Origin of the sequence: Paenibacillus tritici (assembly GCF_013204885.1) — a bacterium.
Lineage (GTDB): Bacteria > Bacillota > Bacilli > Paenibacillales > Paenibacillaceae > Paenibacillus_AQ > Paenibacillus_AQ tritici.
The window spans coordinates 14,277-32,107 of sequence record NZ_JABMKX010000009.1; the positions used below are offsets into that span (position 1 = coordinate 14,277).

General features: G+C 56.7%; 16 protein-coding genes. 11 read left to right on the forward strand and 5 right to left on the reverse strand.

Annotation, left to right across the window (positions count from 1 at the left end):
- Positions 1-8 precede the first annotated feature (8 nt).
- Positions 9-1,790 (forward strand): allophanate hydrolase, encoded by a 1,782-nt coding sequence (gene atzF, locus HQN87_RS16935; protein ID WP_173136342.1) that lies wholly within the window; start codon positions 9-11, stop codon positions 1,788-1,790.
- Positions 1,791-2,142: 352 nt separating this feature from the next.
- On the opposite strand, the gene HQN87_RS16940 is transcribed toward atzF, so the two are convergent.
- Positions 2,143-3,246 carry an FUSC family protein gene (locus HQN87_RS16940; protein WP_173135865.1) on the reverse strand — a complete coding sequence of 368 codons (1,104 nt, stop codon included), beginning with the start codon at positions 3,244-3,246 and terminating at the stop codon, positions 2,143-2,145.
- A 291-nt stretch (positions 3,247-3,537) separates the two neighbouring features.
- Between HQN87_RS16940 and HQN87_RS16945 the strand changes: the two genes are divergently transcribed.
- Genes HQN87_RS16945 through HQN87_RS16960 form a run of 4 tightly spaced genes read left to right on the forward strand, consistent with a single transcriptional unit; the run spans position 3,538 to position 7,373 of the window.
- Positions 3,538-4,662 (forward strand): ABC transporter ATP-binding protein, encoded by a 1,125-nt coding sequence (locus tag HQN87_RS16945; protein WP_173135867.1) that lies wholly within the window; start codon positions 3,538-3,540, stop codon positions 4,660-4,662.
- Complete coding sequence (locus tag HQN87_RS16950) at positions 4,652-5,461, forward strand: ABC transporter permease (RefSeq protein ID WP_173135869.1); 810 nt, start codon at positions 4,652-4,654, stop codon at positions 5,459-5,461. The genes HQN87_RS16945 and HQN87_RS16950 overlap by 11 nt, the downstream gene beginning before the upstream one ends.
- Positions 5,462-5,475: 14 nt before the next feature.
- The gene (locus HQN87_RS16955; protein ID WP_173136344.1) at positions 5,476-6,303 is read left to right on the forward strand and encodes an ABC transporter permease; all 828 of its coding nucleotides are present in this window, start codon (positions 5,476-5,478) and stop codon (positions 6,301-6,303) included.
- Positions 6,300-7,373 carry an ABC transporter substrate-binding protein gene (locus tag HQN87_RS16960; RefSeq protein ID WP_173135871.1) on the forward strand — a complete coding sequence of 358 codons (1,074 nt, stop codon included), beginning with the start codon at positions 6,300-6,302 and terminating at the stop codon, positions 7,371-7,373. The genes HQN87_RS16955 and HQN87_RS16960 overlap by 4 nt, the downstream gene beginning before the upstream one ends.
- A 1,238-nt stretch (positions 7,374-8,611) precedes the next feature.
- Here the strand turns inward: HQN87_RS16960 and HQN87_RS16965 are convergent.
- The 4 genes from HQN87_RS16965 to HQN87_RS16980 form a co-directional block, all read right to left on the reverse strand.
- Entirely contained in the window at positions 8,612-9,289 is a 678-nt protein-coding gene (locus HQN87_RS16965) for a hypothetical protein (protein ID WP_367272738.1), read from the reverse strand.
- A 133-nt stretch (positions 9,290-9,422) separates the two neighbouring features.
- Complete coding sequence (locus HQN87_RS16970) at positions 9,423-10,247, reverse strand: class I SAM-dependent methyltransferase (protein ID WP_173135873.1); 825 nt, start codon at positions 10,245-10,247, stop codon at positions 9,423-9,425.
- Positions 10,248-10,396: 149 nt separating this feature from the next.
- Positions 10,397-11,248, reverse strand: a complete 852-nt coding sequence (locus HQN87_RS16975; RefSeq protein WP_173135875.1) for a 1,4-dihydroxy-6-naphtoate synthase — start codon at positions 11,246-11,248, stop codon at positions 10,397-10,399.
- On the reverse strand, positions 11,248-11,955 hold the full coding sequence (locus tag HQN87_RS16980; protein ID WP_254075533.1) for a futalosine hydrolase: 708 nt from the start codon (positions 11,953-11,955) through the stop codon (positions 11,248-11,250). Before HQN87_RS16980 ends, HQN87_RS16975 begins: the two co-directional genes overlap by 1 nt.
- Positions 11,956-12,520: 565 nt before the next feature.
- Here HQN87_RS16980 and HQN87_RS16985 point away from each other — a divergent pair.
- The 6 genes from HQN87_RS16985 to HQN87_RS17010 all read left to right on the forward strand — a co-directional run bounded on the left by HQN87_RS16985 (position 12,521) and on the right by HQN87_RS17010 (position 17,707).
- Positions 12,521-12,997: a MarR family winged helix-turn-helix transcriptional regulator gene (locus HQN87_RS16985; protein WP_173135877.1), complete on the forward strand. Its 477-nt coding sequence runs from the start codon at positions 12,521-12,523 to the stop codon at positions 12,995-12,997.
- 275 nt (positions 12,998-13,272) lie between these two features.
- On the forward strand, positions 13,273-13,674 hold the full coding sequence (locus HQN87_RS16990; protein ID WP_039308226.1) for a DoxX family protein: 402 nt from the start codon (positions 13,273-13,275) through the stop codon (positions 13,672-13,674).
- A gap of 126 nt (positions 13,675-13,800) precedes the next feature.
- Entirely contained in the window at positions 13,801-14,751 is a 951-nt protein-coding gene (locus HQN87_RS16995) for a ring-cleaving dioxygenase (protein WP_173135880.1), read from the forward strand.
- 2 nt (positions 14,752-14,753) lie between these two features.
- Positions 14,754-15,371, forward strand: coding sequence for an alpha/beta hydrolase (locus HQN87_RS17000; protein ID WP_173136350.1), 618 nt, complete (start codon positions 14,754-14,756; stop codon positions 15,369-15,371).
- A 219-nt stretch (positions 15,372-15,590) separates the two neighbouring features.
- Positions 15,591-16,820 (forward strand): multidrug effflux MFS transporter, encoded by a 1,230-nt coding sequence (locus HQN87_RS17005; protein ID WP_173135882.1) that lies wholly within the window; start codon positions 15,591-15,593, stop codon positions 16,818-16,820.
- Positions 16,817-17,707: a DMT family transporter gene (locus HQN87_RS17010; RefSeq protein WP_173135884.1), complete on the forward strand. Its 891-nt coding sequence runs from the start codon at positions 16,817-16,819 to the stop codon at positions 17,705-17,707. Before HQN87_RS17005 ends, HQN87_RS17010 begins: the two co-directional genes overlap by 4 nt.
- The last annotated feature ends 124 nt before the right edge of the window (positions 17,708-17,831 follow it).

Sequence of the window (17,831 nt, forward strand, 5' to 3'; positions counted from 1 at the left end):
GCCTAATGATGGCGACAACAGAATGGCCTGCGAAGCTGACCGCCGGTTGGCTGCGCAGACGGTATTTGAGCGGCGCGCTGGACCCGGAGCAGGTGATCCGCGAGATCATCCGCCGCGCTGCACGCGATAAGGCAATGAACATCTGGATTGAGTCGCCTGCCGATGCGCAGATCCGTCCGTATCTTGAGGCACTCAGCGCGATGAATCCGCAGGAGTACCCGCTGTGGGGAATTCCGTTCGCGGTGAAGGATAACATTGATGTTAAGGGCCTGCCCACAACGGCGGCATGTCCCGAGTTCGCTTATCTGCCGGATCAGGACGCGGCGGTTGTGGCAAGATTAGTGGCTGCAGGAGCGATCCCTGTCGGCAAAAGCAATCTCGACCAGTTCGCCACCGGGCTGGTCGGGGTGCGCAGCCCTTACGGCGAGACGCATAACGCCCTGCGCCCGGAATACATCAGCGGCGGCTCCAGTGCCGGTTCAGCCGTTGCCGTTGCCCGGGGCCAGGCTGTGTTCAGCCTGGGCACCGATACCGCCGGCTCGGGCCGTGTGCCTGCCGCGCTGAACGGGCTGGTCGGCTATAAGCCCAGCCTGGGCGCCTGGCCGGTGCGCGGCGTAGTCCCGGCCTGTGCCAGTCTGGATTGTGTCACGGTGTTTGCGCACAATCTGGAGGATGCGCTCGCGGTGGACCGTGCGGCGCGCGGCTTCGATGAAGCCGATCCCTGGTCGCGTTCCGTTAAGCTCCAGCCTGCCGGTCTGCCGGCGAAGCTGCTGCTGCCGGAAGCGCCGCCTGACTTCTATGGTCCCCATGCGGACGACTACCGTCAGGCCTGGGAACGGGCTGAAGCCGCAGTACAGGCATTGGGGCTGCCCGTTGAACGGGTGGACTGTACGCTGTTCTCCGAAGCGGCGTCAATTCTGTACGATGGCCCATGGGTAGCCGAGCGCTGGGCCGGACTGGGTGAATTCGTAACGAAGCACCGGGAAGCTGTGCTGCCGGTAACGGAGTCTATCCTGTCGTCCGGGGCAGCGGAACGTCATACCGCAGCGGGCCTGTTCCAGGCGATGCACCGGCTGCAGCGCTATAAGCGGGAAGCGGAGGTGCTGCTGAGGGATGCCGTGCTGGTGCTGCCGACCTGCGGCGGAACCTGGAAGCGTGAGCAGGTAGCCGTCAATCCGGTAGGAGCCAACTCCGATATGGGGCGTTATACCAATCACTGCAATCTGCTCGATCTGTCAGCCGTGGCGCTTCCTGCCGGGGAGGCGGCCGAAGGGCTGCCCTTCGGCATTACGCTGTTCGCTCTGGCGGACAGTGAGCATCTGCTTGCCGGAGCAGGTGCTCAGTTGCTGGCAGAGAGCGGCTCGGCGGAAGGGGCTGCGGATAATGCTGCTGATGATGCTGTACCTCCCGGCATGATCACCCTGGCTGTCTGCGGGCTTCATATGCGCGGCTTCCCGCTGGAGAAGCAGATGCTGGAGCATGGTGCCCGGTTCTGGCAGGAGGCAAGGACAGCCCCTTGCTATGAACTGGTCAAGCTCCAGACCGTGCCGCCCAAGCCCGGCCTGCTCAGACAAGCGGCAGGGGGAGGCAGTGTCGAGCTGGAGCTGTGGCAGATGCCGGTGGCATCGCTGGGATCGTTCGCGTCGCTCATTCCTGCCCCGCTGGGCCTGGGGCGGGTGACACTTGCGGACGGCCGGGAAGTGACTGGCTTCATCTGTGAAGGGTATGCCGCGGCCGGAGCCGAGAATATTACGGCGTACGGGGGCTGGAGATATTTGCCCGTGCATTGAATGGCGGCTCCTGTGGGAGCGTGCGAACGCCCCGCAAGCAGGAGTATGGCTTGCGGGGCGATTTGATGTGCATGTAAAGCGGTGTGGATTCAAGCTGTTCATGCCCGCTGAAACCAATGCCGTCCTTTGCAAGACGCCAAAGCCGTTTCCGCTTGTATTTCGGTATATTCGGTATGCTTAATTGCACTTTGTACAACTGAATCGGCTGATTCTTCAACACTTACAGGCAGATTTAGTTGTACGGACTACAGTTATCAGAGGCAAGCCGGCCTTTTTGCTGTTTTTAATTGTACATTTTACAACTATCACTGATCTGCACCAACCTGCACCAAAAAAAGGGACCCTCCCAAGCTTATAGCTTGTGGAAGAGTCCCTTTTGTATGAATTGGATGGCGCGCGCAGGCTGTGCCTTTGCTTGCTGCGGTGCAGTTGAAAGGGCCGCGTAATCGGCACGTTCAATCTCTTCGAGAATCCGGTTCAGATGAGAGAACACCGCTCCGAGATCACGGAATGCGGCGAGCGGGCATTGACCCTGCAGCTCTGAGAACCAGGCCAGCTGCACATCGCGGGCGCGGCGCAGACTCTCGGGGAGTGAACGCCCGCCGCAGTCGGCATCCGATAACGTCCGGGTGCCGTAGAGGGCAATGCAGTCTGCCGTCGCCGTTACAACCTCCAGCATCCAGTCGGAAGCCGCATAATGGGCCGGCAGCAGGGAGATCTCTTCGGCAATGCCCTTCACGTAGACATGCACCTTAAGGAGATGAGAGGTAGCCTGTGACAGCGTGCCAAGCTCCTTGCGGCACTGGTAGTGTGACACAGTGTAGTGCATCTCCTTCTGCAGCCGGTCGCTCTTCTTCAGCAGTTCGCCGGAAGACTTCAGCGCGGCCAATGCCTGCGCGGCCTCCCGGCCGCCTGCGGCGAGGCCGGTTAAGGCATCGGACAAGGTCAGGCTGCCCTTCAGCGCCAAGCTCTTGACCTTGACGAACCCCTTGGGCGGAACGATAATCATATTGATGATCAGGGCAATCAGCACACCGATCAGCGTCTCTGCGACTCTCCAGACGATATATTGGTCATGATAGAAGGTGAGAGCGAGAACCGAAGTTACGCCGACCTGTGAGACCGCCTGAATATTAATCCGGCAGGCCGTGGCCACTCCTATGCCGATCAGCAGCATCAGCAGGATGGAGAGCGCGCCTACATCGAAGAACTGGCCCACAACCAGGCTGACGATTCCGCCGAGGACAATGCCGAGCAGGCGGTAGACCCCTTTTTCGAGAGAGGCTTTGACACTGCTCTGGGTGATCAGAATCGCCGCAAGCGGCGCGAAGTACAGATATCCGTCTCCATAAATGCTGTGTACCGCCAGCCAGGAGAGTGAAGCAGCAAGCGTAATCCGTATCATATATAGGGATAATCCAAATTTCTCAAGGCGGTCCTGTAACCCCTCGTCCATGTTGTCATCTTCTTTCGTGAAAATAAGTAAAATTTTATGAATTTTCAGCCGTTTTCATTATAACACCTCAAAACAGGCCGGACGCGGCCAAGTTTTTACGAACTTGTTAAGTTTTTGTGCAGGTTTTCACAATGTAAGCTATCGCATATATCGAATGATTCCTATATGCTATATATTGGGCCTGTCGAACAAGGGGAGGATTTGTCGCTAATCATCGCTGAATATATATCTTGGCGGATTGTCCCTAACAAGAAGCGGGTAAAATAGGTTGTACTACATAAGGTAAGGAGGTTGTTAGCTATAGCTACCCCGGAAGGCACTATTATTTCTTTTGACCAGGTAATTAAGCAATATGACGACGAAGAGGCTGTACTCAAAGGCGTGAGCTTTGAAATTGAGCGCGGTAAATTCTATACTCTGCTGGGTCCCTCGGGCTGCGGGAAAACGACCATTCTGCGTCTGATCGCCGGCTTCGCGGAGCCGACTGAAGGTTCTATTTATCTGAACGGCAAAATTATCAACCACATTCCCGCCAACGAGCGGCAGGTCAATACGGTATTTCAGGACTATGCGCTGTTTCCGCACCTGAACGTATTTGAGAATGTGGCTTTCGGACTGCGGATCAAGAAGCTTAAGAAGGATGTCATTCAGCAAAAGGTGCAGGAGGCGCTGCGCTTCGTTAATCTGGTGGGCTATGACCAGCGGGCGATTAATGAAATGTCCGGGGGACAGAGGCAGCGTGTCGCTATTGCGCGGGCCATTGTCAACGAGCCGCAGGTGCTGCTGCTGGACGAGCCTTTGTCGGCGCTGGACCTGAAGCTGCGCACAGAGATGCAGTATATTCTGCGGGAGATGCAGCAGCGGCTGGGCATCACCTTCATCTTCGTTACCCATGACCAGGAAGAGGCGCTGGCGATGTCGGACTGGATCTTCGTCATGAACGGCGGCAGGATCGAACAGAGCGGGACGCCCAACGATATCTACGATGAGCCGATTAACCGCTTCGTGGCCGACTTCATCGGCGAATCGAACATTGTGCCCGGTGTGATGATTGAGGACTATGTGGTTGAATTCAATGGCCACCGGTTCGAATGTGTCGATGCCGGTCTGAAGCCGAATGAAGCGGTGGAGGTTGTCATCCGCCCGGAGGATCTGGAGATTGCCGCCGTGGAAGCCGGTAAGCTGAAGGTACGTGTGGATTCCCAGCTGTTCCGCGGAGTTCACTACGAGATCAGCTGCTATGACGGCTCAGGCCATGAATGGCTGGTCCATTCTACCCGCAAGGCAGAGGTTGGCTCCGAGATCGGCCTGTATTTTGATCCGGAAGCGATCCATGTGATGCGGTTCGGTGAAACGGAGGAAGAGTTCGACAAGCGTCTGGAGGCGTACGGCGAGGTGGAGAGCCATGAACAGTAAGGGCAAGTCGTATTACCTCATCCCGTACTACCTGTGGATCGCGCTGTTTGTCATCGCACCGGTGCTGCTGGTGGTTTACTATTCCCTGTTCGATCTGGACGGGAAGCTGACGCTGAATAACTACGTCAATTTCTTCACGCCGGTCTATATGAGGATGATGCTGAATTCTTTCTGGTATGCTTTTCTAATCACGCTGTTCTCGCTCCTGGTGGCCTATCCGGCTGCTTATCTGCTGACGCGAACCAAGCACAAGCAGCTATGGCTGCTGCTGATTATTCTGCCGACCTGGATCAATCTGCTGCTCAAAACATATGCCTTCATCGGGATCTTCGGCACCTTTGGCCCGGTCAATAACTTCTTTGATCTTCTCGGGCTGGGCGAGCAGCAGATCCTGTTCACGGGCTTCAGCTTTGTGTTTGTATCGGTGTATATTTTCATTCCATTCATGATTCTGCCGATCTTCAGTGCACTGGATGAGATGAATCTGTCACTGGTGGATGCTGCGCGCGATCTGGGGGCATCCGGCTGGACGACGTTCCGGCGGGTGGTCTTCCCGCTGACGATCTCAGGCGTGCGCTCCGGCTGCATGGCAGTGTTCATTCCGGCGCTGTCGCTGTTCATGATTACGCGGCTGATTGCCGGCAACCGGGTGATTACACTCGGCACCGCGATTGAGCAGCATTTCCTGGTCACACAGGATTGGGGCATGGGCTCCACGGTTGCGGTATTCCTGATCGCCATTATGGCGCTGTTCATGATTCTTACGGGCAGCTCGCGGAAAGGGGTGCGCGGCGGTTGAAGAACAAACGCAAAATCAAAAACAAAAACGGCATTGCGAATATCTACCTGGTGCTGGTCTTCCTGGTTCTGTACGCGCCGATCTTCTATCTGATGTACTATTCGTTCAACAGCGGCGGGACGATGCATGAATTCGAGGGCTTCACGCTGGATTATTACCGTGAAGTGCTTGCTGACACCCGGCTGATGATTATTGTAATTAACACACTGGTCATTGCCCTCTTGTCGTCGGCGATTGCGACCGTGATTGCGGTCATCGGAGCGCTGGCCATCCAGCATGTCCGCAGCCGCCGGGCCAAGAATACACTGCTCTCGCTGAATAATGTGCTGATCGTCAGCCCGGATGTCATTATCGGAGCCTCCTTCCTGATCCTGTTCACGATTGTCGGGATCAAGCTGGGCTTCACCTCCGTGCTGCTCTCGCATGTGGCGTTCAGCATCCCTATTGCTGTCATCATGATCCTGCCGCATCTGCAGGAGATGAGCCCGACACTGACTGACGCCGCCCGGGATCTCGGGGCCACGCGCCGCGATGTGCTGACGAAGGTGATTCTGCCGATCATCAAGCCGGGAATCTTCAGCGGATTCTTCATGGCCCTGACCTATTCCCTGGATGATTTCGCAGTTACCTTCTTCGTCACAGGCAACGGATATTCGACCCTGTCGGTAGAGATTTACTCCCGGGCCCGGCAAGGGGTCTCGCTGTCGATTAACGCGCTGTCGACGCTGATTTTCTTATTCACTATTCTGCTTGTAATAGGTTACTACTACCTTAACCAGCGGAAGAGCCGTCAGCCTGTCCATATTGCAGAGCCGGTTGCCGAAGCGGGGGTGCCAAGATGAAGCAGCTTGTGAATACGTTCCTGGCGATTCTGATCGTCGCGTTCGGCCTGATGTTCCTGGCGTCCCGGCTGAACTCGGCCCAAGGCTATAGCGGCGGCAATACGCTGACGATCTACAACTGGGGCGACTATATTGATCCCGACTTGCTGAAGCAATTCCAGGAGGAGACCGGCATTACGGTTATCTACCAGACCTTTGATTCCAACGAAGCGATGTTGACCAAGGTCGAACAGGGCGGCACGGTCTTCGATGTCGTGGTGCCTTCCGACTATGCCATTGCCAAAATGCGGGAGGAGAAGCTGCTGTTGCCGCTGGATCACAGCAAGCTTCCGAATCTGGCCAACATCGGTTCCAAATTCATGGATCTGTCCTTTGATCCCGGCAACCTGTATTCGGTGCCTTACTTCTGGGGAACTGTAGGGATTATCTTCAACCCCGATATGACCAAGGGCATCGACTTCAGCAGCTGGAATTCGTTGTGGGACAAGAGGCTGAATAATGATATCTTCCTGGTGGACGGAGCCCGCGAGGTGATGGGCATGGCGCTGAACAGTCTGCATTATTCCGTCAATGACAGGGACGAAGAACATCTGCAGGAGGCGCTGACCAAGCTGAACAAGCTGTCACCGAATGTGAAGGCGATCGTTGGCGACGAGATCAAGATGCTGCTGGCGAACGAAGAGGCGGCTGTCGGAATCGTCTGGTCCGGCGATGCTTCCGAGATTATGGATGAGAACGACAAGCTGGATTATGTGGTGCCGGAGGAAGGCTCGAACATATGGTTCGACAACATGGTGATTCCGCGCGGAGCCGCCAATATCGAAGGGGCGCATAAGTTCATCAACTTCATGCTCCGCCCGGATGTGGCGGCCCAGAATACGGAATACGTCGGCTATTCCACGCCGAATGTTCCTGCCCTTGAGCTGCTGCCGGAGGACATCTCCGGCGACGAGCGCTTCTACCCGCCCGCCGGGATCACAGACCGGCTGGAGGTCTACGACAACCTCGGCAAGCGGATGCTCGCCCACTATAATGAGCTGTTCCTGAAGTTCAAGATGAATAAGAAGTAGGCATCGGGTTTTGAAGTGCCCGCACGCGTGGTTTCGCGTGCGGGTATTTTTGTCTGCCGTGGGGAGGCCGCTCGGATGCTGTGGGGAGTGGGGTGGGGATCGGGGACAGAGGATCGGGGACGGGAACGAGGGGTAGGGATGGGGTAGGGATGGGGCAGGGACGGGGACAGAGGACGAGGGACAGGGATGAGGGGTAAGGGCAGGGATGAGGACGAGGATCGGGACGGGGACTTGGATGGGGATAGGACGAGGACCAGACCGGGGACAGCAGTTGGATTTTATCCACTTGCTGATGGTCGAATGACCACTGCTGCAACAGCAGGTGGATAAACAGCACTTAAATTAGCTCATTTCACCCAAAGTAGCTGGACCTCCGGTAGTAGATGCTGTTTTTCCACTTGCTTGCCTATAATCCGCCGGAATCGAGAAATTAAGATACACTTTTCCATTTGCTTGCAGGAACCACTCCGTTCCCAGCGCGATAGCCAGCAACCAGTAGCAGACATACGGTAGCAGCAGACAACAGTTCGGATGCTATGGAGACTGGTATGGTGACGGGGCGGGACCAGGGACAGTACCAAGGGCAGGACCAAGAACAGGACCAGCCTGGCAACAGCAGTTGGATTTTATCCACTTGCTTATGAGCGAATGGCCACTGCCGCAACAGCAGATGGATAAACAGCACTTAAATTAGCTCATTTCACCCAAAGTAGCTGGAACCTCCGGTAGTAGATGCTGTTTTTCCACTTGCTTGCCTATAATCCGCCTTAATCGAGAAATTAAGATACATTTTTCCATTTGCTTGCAGGAATCTCTGGTTCCCAGTGCGATAGCCAGCAGACAGTAGCCGGCAGCCAGTAGCAGACAGCTGGCAGACGGTAGCTAGCAGAGACTAGACAGCAACCAGCAGTCAGCAACCGCCAGACGATAGCCAACAACCAACAACCAACAACCAACAACCAACAACCAACAACCAACAACCAACAACCAGAGCAACCAGCAGCCCGCAGAAGCATCTGCAAGCCGCCGACGGTTCTGCTGAAGCTGGACGGAACTTTTCCTATACAGATAATGTTACTGGGCAAACGTCGATCAGACGAAGTATTGTGGTGGTGTTCCGCAGACGCTGTAGCTGTTCATCTACCTACAGTCAATGGCCCGCAACTACCTGCATCTCGGAACTGACCGCATCATATGGATCTGCTGCGGAACGGCAAATGTATTGCTCCTGTTGCAGACTAATTGAAATATTCAAGCGCACTGCGCTTCAGCTCATAGCGGGCGGTTCGTTCCTGATGGGTGGTGGGGACCGGAAGGAGCCAGCCTTTGTCAGACAGACTGTGTAACGTCCGGACTGCGGTTCTGTAATCAACAGAGAAATGCTCCTTCACATCCTGTGGGCGAATGGGCCGGGCCAGATGGATGCTCAGCCGGATCACCTCCTGCTCCATTAGCTGCACACGTGAGACTGGCGCTTCGGCGGGCTGGTATCTGCCCAGCAATAGCCGGAGTAAAGTCATGCATAGCTCAGGCCTCTGCTCGACATCATCATACGCGAACGAAACTACATGATAACCCATAGCGTACAGGAACGTTTCGCGGTTTAGCTCGCCGCAGTATTTGGTCCGGTCCATATCGCGTACATGCGAGGCATAGCCTTTGATCTCGATCAGCAGCTTCACGTACCCCGGTAACCAGGCGAAGTCTGCAAAATAGGATCTTCCCCGCCAGTCCATCACCTCATATTCCGGATGAAGATTGTCAAACTGGCCCCGCAGAGGCCACCAGATGTTCTTCAGGAACAGAATCTCAGCATGGCGATGCCCCCGTTCCAATCTTGCCCGGCGTTCTCCCTCAGCTCTGCTGCCCAGATGCCCGTTAATAAATTGCAGATGTGCTTCTTCAAATGTCATCATTCTCAAGCCTCCCCGGAAAATAGAAAACGCCCCGGCACCCTCGCTTGAGGGCAACCGGGACGTTCTTCGTCTCGCTGTTATTAAGTATAGGTTAAAAGCTTAATTATGGCTAGAAAGAGAGCGGGTAAAAATTTCACTTCACGCCGATCCGCATCCGGTAGCTTATGAGCACCTGCAGTGTCCGTCCCCGGAAATAATTCTTAACCTCTGCCGAGAACTCGGCAATGTCCTGCTCCAGAGAGGCCGGGCTGAGCTTCAAAAGGGATTGGATTCCGCCCTGGCTGAGGGCCAGTCCGATATAGCGCTGTGCATCACATGATTCGGTGTTGTGAAAAACAACCTCTCTGGCAAAGCTAAATAATCCGCTGGCTTTGATCCGGCCCAGATGTCCTTCTTTGTCCCATTTCCTGGCCTGATCGGCACCGGGCTGAAGCTCCGCAAGCAGGGCATCCGAAGTCGCGATCAGCCGGTTGTAACGGGCTTCGATGGCAGGCCACAGCACCAGCGGCCAGTCACAGTCATAGGCGGCGAATACTCCGCCGGGCCGCAGGCAACGCGCAATCTCCTGAAGGGTGCTGCCTGGATCCATCCAGTGGAACGACTGCGAGCAGGTGATGATGTCCACACTCTCTGTCTCGAAGGGAAGCTGGTTGGAGTACCCCTGCACAAAAGACACAACCTCCGCTCCGGCATCCAAAAGGCGCAGCTTTTCCTGGGCCTTGCTAAGCATATCCAGATTAGGCTCTACTCCGGTTACCGCTTCAGCGGCGTCCTTCCACAGGAACGTGGACAGGCCGGTGCCGCAGCCAATATCAGCGACCAGGGAGGGGCGGCGGCCCAGGTAATTACTCAGCAGTTCAATTACCAGCGGCGGGGCTTCGGGCCGGTAACGGTCGTATTCGTCCTGGTATCCCAGGAACCGGTCAATGTTCGCTTTGCTGTTGCCTGAAGGAATCATAAGAACGGCCTCCTTATGAATAGATGATTTTCTTGCCTGTAGGCATGTGCCTGGAAAAAGCCCGCAGCCGGTTCGCTTACTAGCGCAAAAGTGACGGATTAATAGCAGGAACGAGTACGAGCCGGGTTGTTAAGGGACGCGGCCTCCTGCTAGCGCAGAAGTGACGGATCAATAGCAGGAACGAGACCCTCCGCAGCGGCGCGGGTCAGCAGGGCAGAGATTGCCGCGTAGCCGTCCTCGCCCAGATTCATTGTGAATTCGTTGACGTAGAGGTCAATATGCGATTTTGCCACTTCTGGTGAGAGCTCCTGGGCATGGCTCAGTACATATTCCTGGCAGTCCAGGGGATGGTCCCAGGCATACTGAAGGGAGCTGCGCACGTAGCCGGTAATGGCCTCATGGTCCAGATCACGGCGGGCAATAATCGCACCCAGCGGAATCGGCAGGCCGGTGTCGCTCTCCCACCAGCTTCCGAGGTCGGTCAGCAGATTGAGGTTGTAGGACGGATAAGTGAAGCGGGCTTCATGGATGACGAGTCCGGCATCAATCTCCCCCTTCTGCACGGCAGGCATGATCTCATCGAAAGGCATAACGACGATCTCAGCCGGACCGTCCGGCACCTGCTGCGCTGCCCACAGCCGGAAGAGCAGGTAAGCGGTGGAACGTTCGCTCGGCACGGCAATCCGGCGGCCGGACAACTCACGCGGATGTTTGATGGCGCCTGCGCCTTTGCGTGTCAGCACTAGCGGACCGCAGCCCCTGCCCAATGCACCGCCGCAAGGCAGCAGCTTGTACTTGTCCAGTACCCAGGGAAGGGCGGCGTAGGAAATCTTGAGCACTTCAGGCCCGGTACCGTCTGCTGCAAGTCCGTTAGTGATATCAATATCGGCAAAAGTCACATCCAGCTTGGGTGCGCCGGGAATCAGGCCGTGCGCCCAGGCATGAAAGACAAAGGTATCATTGGGACAAGGGGAATAGGCAATGTGAAGCTCGGTGGTCATTACAACACCTCCAGTAAAATAGCCGCAGCCGCCGTGAGGGCGTCCAGGGCTTCATTGATCTTCCACGCGGCCCGGTCACGCGGGCCGACCGCGTTCGAGATCGCGCGCAGCTCCAGCGCCGCGATCCCCAGGGCATGGGCGGCCACGGCAACCCCGTGGCCTTCCATCGCTTCCGCCGCCGCCTCCGGGTGGCGCGCGGCAAGGGCCGCGGCCGTCCCGGCGGTGCCGGTCGCGGTGGACACGGTAAGCACGGGGCCCGTGCTTACCGTGAGGCCGGCCGCTGCCAGCGCGGCCGCAAGGGCCTGGACCGTGCCGCCCGGCGCAGGCACGGACACGCTGCCGAAGCCAAGCTCGGCAGCGCTGCGGAAGCCCTCCGGCGTCTCTGCGCCGAGGGCCGCTTCCAGCATCTCGCTGGCGACGACCAGCGAGCCTACGGGAGCCCGGCCCGGGAAGCCGCCGCCGATCCCGGCGCTGACGACGCAGCCGTAGGAGCCGGCTGCCAGAGCGGCGGCGGTGCCCGCCGCTGCCGCTGCGGGGCCGGCGCCCGCAGCGATGACGTCGAACCTGCTGCTGCCGCGCAGGCCGCGCAGGACCGCTTCGCGCTCGGCCGCGACTGCCGTCACGATCAGGACGCGCTGCGCCCGGGTCCCGTCCGCCGCTTCTGTGCCCGCGGCGCTCTGCGAATTCAACTCAACCTTTGCTTCCATAATCAGCCTCCTTTTGTAATCAGGCCTGCTTAAGGGGACAATTCCCCTGGTATTTACTCACCTTTTGAAAGTCTACGCCGTTTTGGAGAACAGGTCAAATCTGCTGATGGGGAGCGGAGGGGAGTTGGAAATAATCCACTTGCTGATGAACAAATGAACCCTTCCAAGACAGCAATTGGATAAACAGCACTTAAATAAGCATAGTTCACTCAAAGCAGTGAATAAGGCTCCCAATAGTTGTAGATTATCCACCTGCTTCCGTAAAAGTCCCGGAAATCAGTAAATTAAGCTACGTTATTCCACTTGCTTGTTGCAAGGAGTGGGGGAGTCTTCGGTTTTCCCCTATTGTTTGCGGTATCTGCCAACCGGAGCTGTCCAGTGCATACGTTACTCCATTATATAAGAAATATATGAGGGTTAAGCTACGCTCCAGCCACTCTCTCGCAGGTTTATTAATTCAATCTCTATAAGACAGTTGACAGGACGCTCAGGATCATATATATTTATCTTAACTTAAAGATAATTAACTTAAAGGCAAACGCAAAACTGACAGGAGGTGCATCCCATGAGCAGCAATAATGACACAACAACAGGCGCAGCAGCTGACCGTCAGACGGAGCAGGAGCAGGCGGCATCGCTGAAATTGTTCGTCGTTCTGTCCAAGGCTTACAAGAGCCTGATGGATCAGGCGGTGAAGGATATGAAGAGCCACGGACTGGCATCGGCCGAGTTCATGGTGCTGGAGGTTCTGTATCATAGAAACCGGATTCCGCTACAGCAGATTGGCGGGAAGATTCTGGTCACCAGCGGCAGCATCACTTACAATATCGACAAGCTGGAGAAGCGGGGACTGCTGAAGCGCGTTCCATGCGAGGACGACCGCCGCGTTACGTATGCCGAGATTACTGAGGCGGGGCGTGAGCTGTTCGATGATATTTTTCCGCAGCATGTCCATTCTATACACAATCTGATGGGCGGGCTGGACAGCGAAGAGAAGGCGCAGGCCACACTGCTGCTGAAGAAGCTGGGCAAGGGCGTATAGGAGCGGCAGCAATCGCCAGAAGGCTTCCCGCCTGATAGTTTCCCGTATGACAAGCTCACTTCGGCAGCCTCAATAGTCACGCGAACAGCGGATTAGTTCATAGAACTCGGCCAGCGGCCGGAATTCCAAATATCTGCAATGACGACCTAAGTTCAAATCTTAAGTGTGTCTTATATAAATAGCCTTATATAAATAGCCATAGTTAGACCAAATTTTTTTTAATCAATATCTTAACGTTAAGATACTTAAAACCGAGAGAATGGAGCGTGTTTAAAATGGTTAGTGTAGGATTATTATTGATGAGATTGGTAATTGGTGTAGCGTTCATCGGGCATGGTGCACAGAAGCTGTTCGGCTGGTTCGGCGGCTACGGCCCCAAAGGAACAGGCGGCTGGATGGAGTCGATCGGCATTAAGCCCGGCGTACGGATGGCGGTGCTGGCAGGTCTGATGGAGCTGGTCGGAGGGCTGTTGTTCACACTTGGTCTGTTGACCCCGGTAGCTGCTGTGCTGATTGCCGCAACCATGCTTGGCGCGATTGTCAAAGTCCATGCTCCTAACGGATTCTGGTCTACGGCGAACGGGATTGAGTTTCCTTTGACGGTGCTGGTGGTTGCCGTAGGTGTAGCGCTGGCGGGTCCGGGTTCGATTTCACTTGATGCACTTTTCTTTAAATAATAGCCGGTACGCCAGGCAGCCTGCTCCACAGACAGCGGGCGGCTGCCCAGGGCGGACGTTAAGATAGCATTCTATTTTACAAAAAAACAGATGGTACAACACACCCAATTTCAGGAGGTAATTATTATGACTATGCAAACTGCAGGAATTCACCATATCACCGCTTTTGTAGGGGACGCTCAGCGCAACGCTGATTTCTATGCCGGAATTCTTGGACTGCGGCTGGTTAAAAAGACTATTAACTTCGATGCCCCGGAGGTCTATCACCTCTACTTCGGCAACGAGCAGGGCGCTCCGGGTACGATCATCACCTTCTTCCCTTGGGCCCATGGCCGCAAAGGCAGAATCGGCGGCGGCCAGGTGGGAGTGACCACGTACGCGGTACCGGCAGGCTCCTTCGGATTCTGGGAGCAGCGGCTTGCCGCTTACCAGATTCCCGTGAACCGGGTAACCCGGATCGGCGAGTCGTATCTCTCCTTCGCGGATTTTGACGGACTGCGGATTGAGCTGGTGGAACGCGAAGATGGTGCACCCAGCACCTGGTCCTTCGGCGGAGTACCTGTAGAACATGCAGTCAAAGGCTTCGGAGGTGCCGTGCTCTACAGCACTGCCCCGGACCGGACAGCAGATACCCTCTCCCGTACCTTGGGAATGGAGCGTATCGCTGAAGGTGACGGCTACATCCGGTACAGAGCCTCCGGCGAGATCGGCAACATTATTGATCTGAAGGCTGCCCCGGTTCCGCAGGGAGGCGGAGGTACAGGAACGGTCCACCACATCGCCTGGCGCGCCGCAGATGATGCGGAGCACCTGGAATGGGGCCGCCGGGTACAGAGCCACGGCTACCAGCCGACTCCGGTGCAGGACCGCCAGTACTTCAATGCCATCTACTTCCGTGAAGAAGGCGGAATCCTGTTCGAGATTGCAACCGATCCTCCCGGCTTTGCCCGTGATGAGCCAGCGGATGCACTGGGGCAGAAGCTGATGCTTCCGGCGTGGTTTGAGCCGCAGCGTGCAGCGATTGAAGAGAATCTGAGTGTGTTTGAAATCCGTGAAATCGAGGTGAAGCAGGTATGAGTATGATTCATGTATTCGAGCAAGGTACGGACGTAACACAGCCTACACTGGTCTTGTTCCACGGCACAGGCGGCAATGAGCGTGATCTGCTGCCGCTGGCTGAGCTGCTGGCTCCCGGAGCCTCGGTGCTCGGTATCCGCGGCAACGTACTGGAGAATGGGATGCCGCGCTTCTTCCGGCGGCTGGCTGAGGGGATTTTCGATGAGGAGGACCTGATCTTCCGCACCCGTGAGGTGAAGCAGTTCCTGGAGGAAGCGGCAGCGAAGTATGGCTTCGATGCCGGTAATCTGGTAGCCGTCGGCTACTCCAACGGTGCGAACATCGCAGGCAGTCTGCTCTTCCATTACGGAGACATCTTCCGCGCAGCCGTGCTGCTGCATCCGATGGTTCCGCTGCGCGGCCTTGCCATACCTTCCTTGCAGGGGGTTCCGGTCTTCATCGGGGCAGGGACCAATGATCCGATCATCCGTTCCGAGGAGACCCGTGAGCTGGAGGCTCTTCTAAGCGGTGCAGGAGCTGAGGTTACCTCGCATTGGGGCAATCAGGGACACCGCCTGAGCGCCGCCGAAGCTGAAGCGGCGAGAGCTTGGCTGGCCGGACTTACAGCTTCAGGAGAATGATATAACTATACAGGGAACCGCCTGCAGGGGCTGCTGATCAGAGAATGACCGGCCGGCCGCAGGCGGTTATTTGTGTACAGGGCAATCCACAAGCGGCCATAAAAGCATTGAACAATCCGCTCGTAATCAGGTAGTATGAAGAATAAAAAAACGGACCTGGGCAATAACGGAGTTGCTGTCTTTTAAAGAGGTGCCAAGAGAAAGGTTGCATAACTACATATGATTAAACATAACCCGATAACAAGCCTTGCAGAGGGCGGGCCGTCCCGGAGACAGCGGCTGCAGCTTGCGGTCATTCTGGGGGCGATCGCTACGATTGGCCCTCTGTCGATTGATATGTATCTGCCGGCCTTACCTGCGCTGGGTATCCATTTCGGTACCAGCCCGGCCATGATTCAGCTTACTCTGACCTTCTTCCTGCTGGGACTGGCCTCAGGCCAGCTCGTGGCCGGACCGCTCAGTGATGTGTACGGACGCCGCACCCCGCTCTTGATCGGGATGGTCATCTACGCGGTATCCTCGCTGCTGTGCGCGTTCAGCCCGTCGGTTGGACTGCTGATCCTGCTGCGCTTCATCCAGGGCTTGGCCGGATCTGTGGGCGTGGTTATCTCCCGGGCGGCAGTCCGCGATATGTATAGCGGCTCTGAATTAACGCGGTTCTTCTCACTGCTGATGATTGTCAACGGGCTGGGCCCGATCGCAGCTCCCGTCATCGGGGGGCAACTGCTGAGAGTGACGACCTGGCAGGGCGTGTTTGTGGTCTTGTTTGTATGCGGACTGCTCTTTGCAGCGGTCATTTTGCTGCGGCTGCCGGAGACTCTGCCCAAGGAACGGCGTATACAAAGCGGGCTGAAGGGAACCCTGCTCACCTTCCGTATCCTGCTCGGCAATGCCAGGTTCATGGGCTACGCCCTCTCCCAGGGCTTTGTTACCGCAGGCATGTTCGCTTATATTTCAGGATCATCCTTTGTATTGCAGATGATTTATGGAGTATCCCCCCAGATGTACAGCCTGATCTTCGCCGTGAACGGCTTCGGCATTATTCTGACCGGACAGATTGCCGGGCGGACGGCGGCAAGAGTGGGCGAGCGCAAGCTGCTCATCTGCGGCTTGCTGCTTAGTACCTCCGGCGGTGTTCTGCTGCTGTTGACCCTTCTCGCCGGAGGCGGGCTGCTGCCGATTCTGGTCTGCTTGTTCGCCGTGGTCGCAAGTGTAGGACTTGTGAGTACAACCAGCTTCTCGCTCGCGATGCAGGATCAGGGAGAGACCGCAGGCAGCGCTTCTGCGCTTCTGGGTCTGCTTCCCCTGCTGCTGGGCAGCTGCGCGGCACCGCTCGTCGGACTTGGCGGCAGCGGCTCGGCTGTGCCGATGGCGCTGGTCATCGCAGGAGCAGGCCTCCTGTCTATTCTGTCCTATGTCCTGCTCTGCAGAAGGGAGGTCCGGTCATGAGCCGCAAGGACTTCTCTATTCTGCTGCTGCTTGCTTTTACCTGGGGAGCTTCGTTCCTGTTCATGCGGATCGCTTCTCCTGAACTGGGTCCGGTCTTCACGACAGAACTGCGTGTTACCCTTGCCGGAGCCGCTCTGCTGCTCTATGCCCTGCTCACCCGGCGCAAGCTGGGTATCCTGAAGCACTGGAGAGCGTTCCTGCTGCTGGGTGCGGTCAATGCGGCCCTTCCGTTCACCCTGATCTGTATGGCTGAGCTGCATCTCAGCGCTTCTCTGGCGGCGATTCTCAATGCGACGACCCCGATGTTCGCGGCACTGGCGGCCTGGGGCACCCGGCAGGAGAAGCCGGGCGCAGCCAAATCTGCCGGGCTGATTATGGGCCTTGCGGGTGTGGGCGTTCTGGTCGGCTGGAGCCCGCTTCCGCTCACAGGCACGGTTCTTGTGTCCGTAGGCTATTCGCTTGGCGCAGCGCTCTGCTATGCGCTGGGAGGTTTATACGCGTCACGGGTGGGGGCCGGGCTCTCTCCGCTGGCGCTGGCTGCCGGACAACAGCTCGGAGCAAGCGTAGTGCTGCTGCCGCTGGCGGTTATTTTTGCCCCGGATCATCTGCCCTCCGCCGCTGCTGTATACTCTGTGCTGGGCCTGTCGCTGATCTGTACCTCGGTGGCTTATCTGCTGTATTTCCGGCTGATTGCCAGTATCGGTCCGGTCAAGACCGTCAGCGTCACGTTCCTCGTGCCTGTATTCGGCCTGATCTGGGGTGTGATTTTCCTGCAGGAGCAGGTCTATGCCAACACCATTGCCGGACTGGTCATTATTCTGCTGAGCGTCATGCTGGTGAACCGGAGGGTCCGTAAGCCGGAAGCGGCGGATATTCAGGAAGACTGAGTTTCGGGCGATCACCCGATGAGTACAGAGGCTTTTGCAGGGACTAAGCCTTCGCCCGCCGTCTAACTCTTGTGCACATGTGACCATTATACGGGTCTTCTACGGATGAGCTTGTTATAATAGG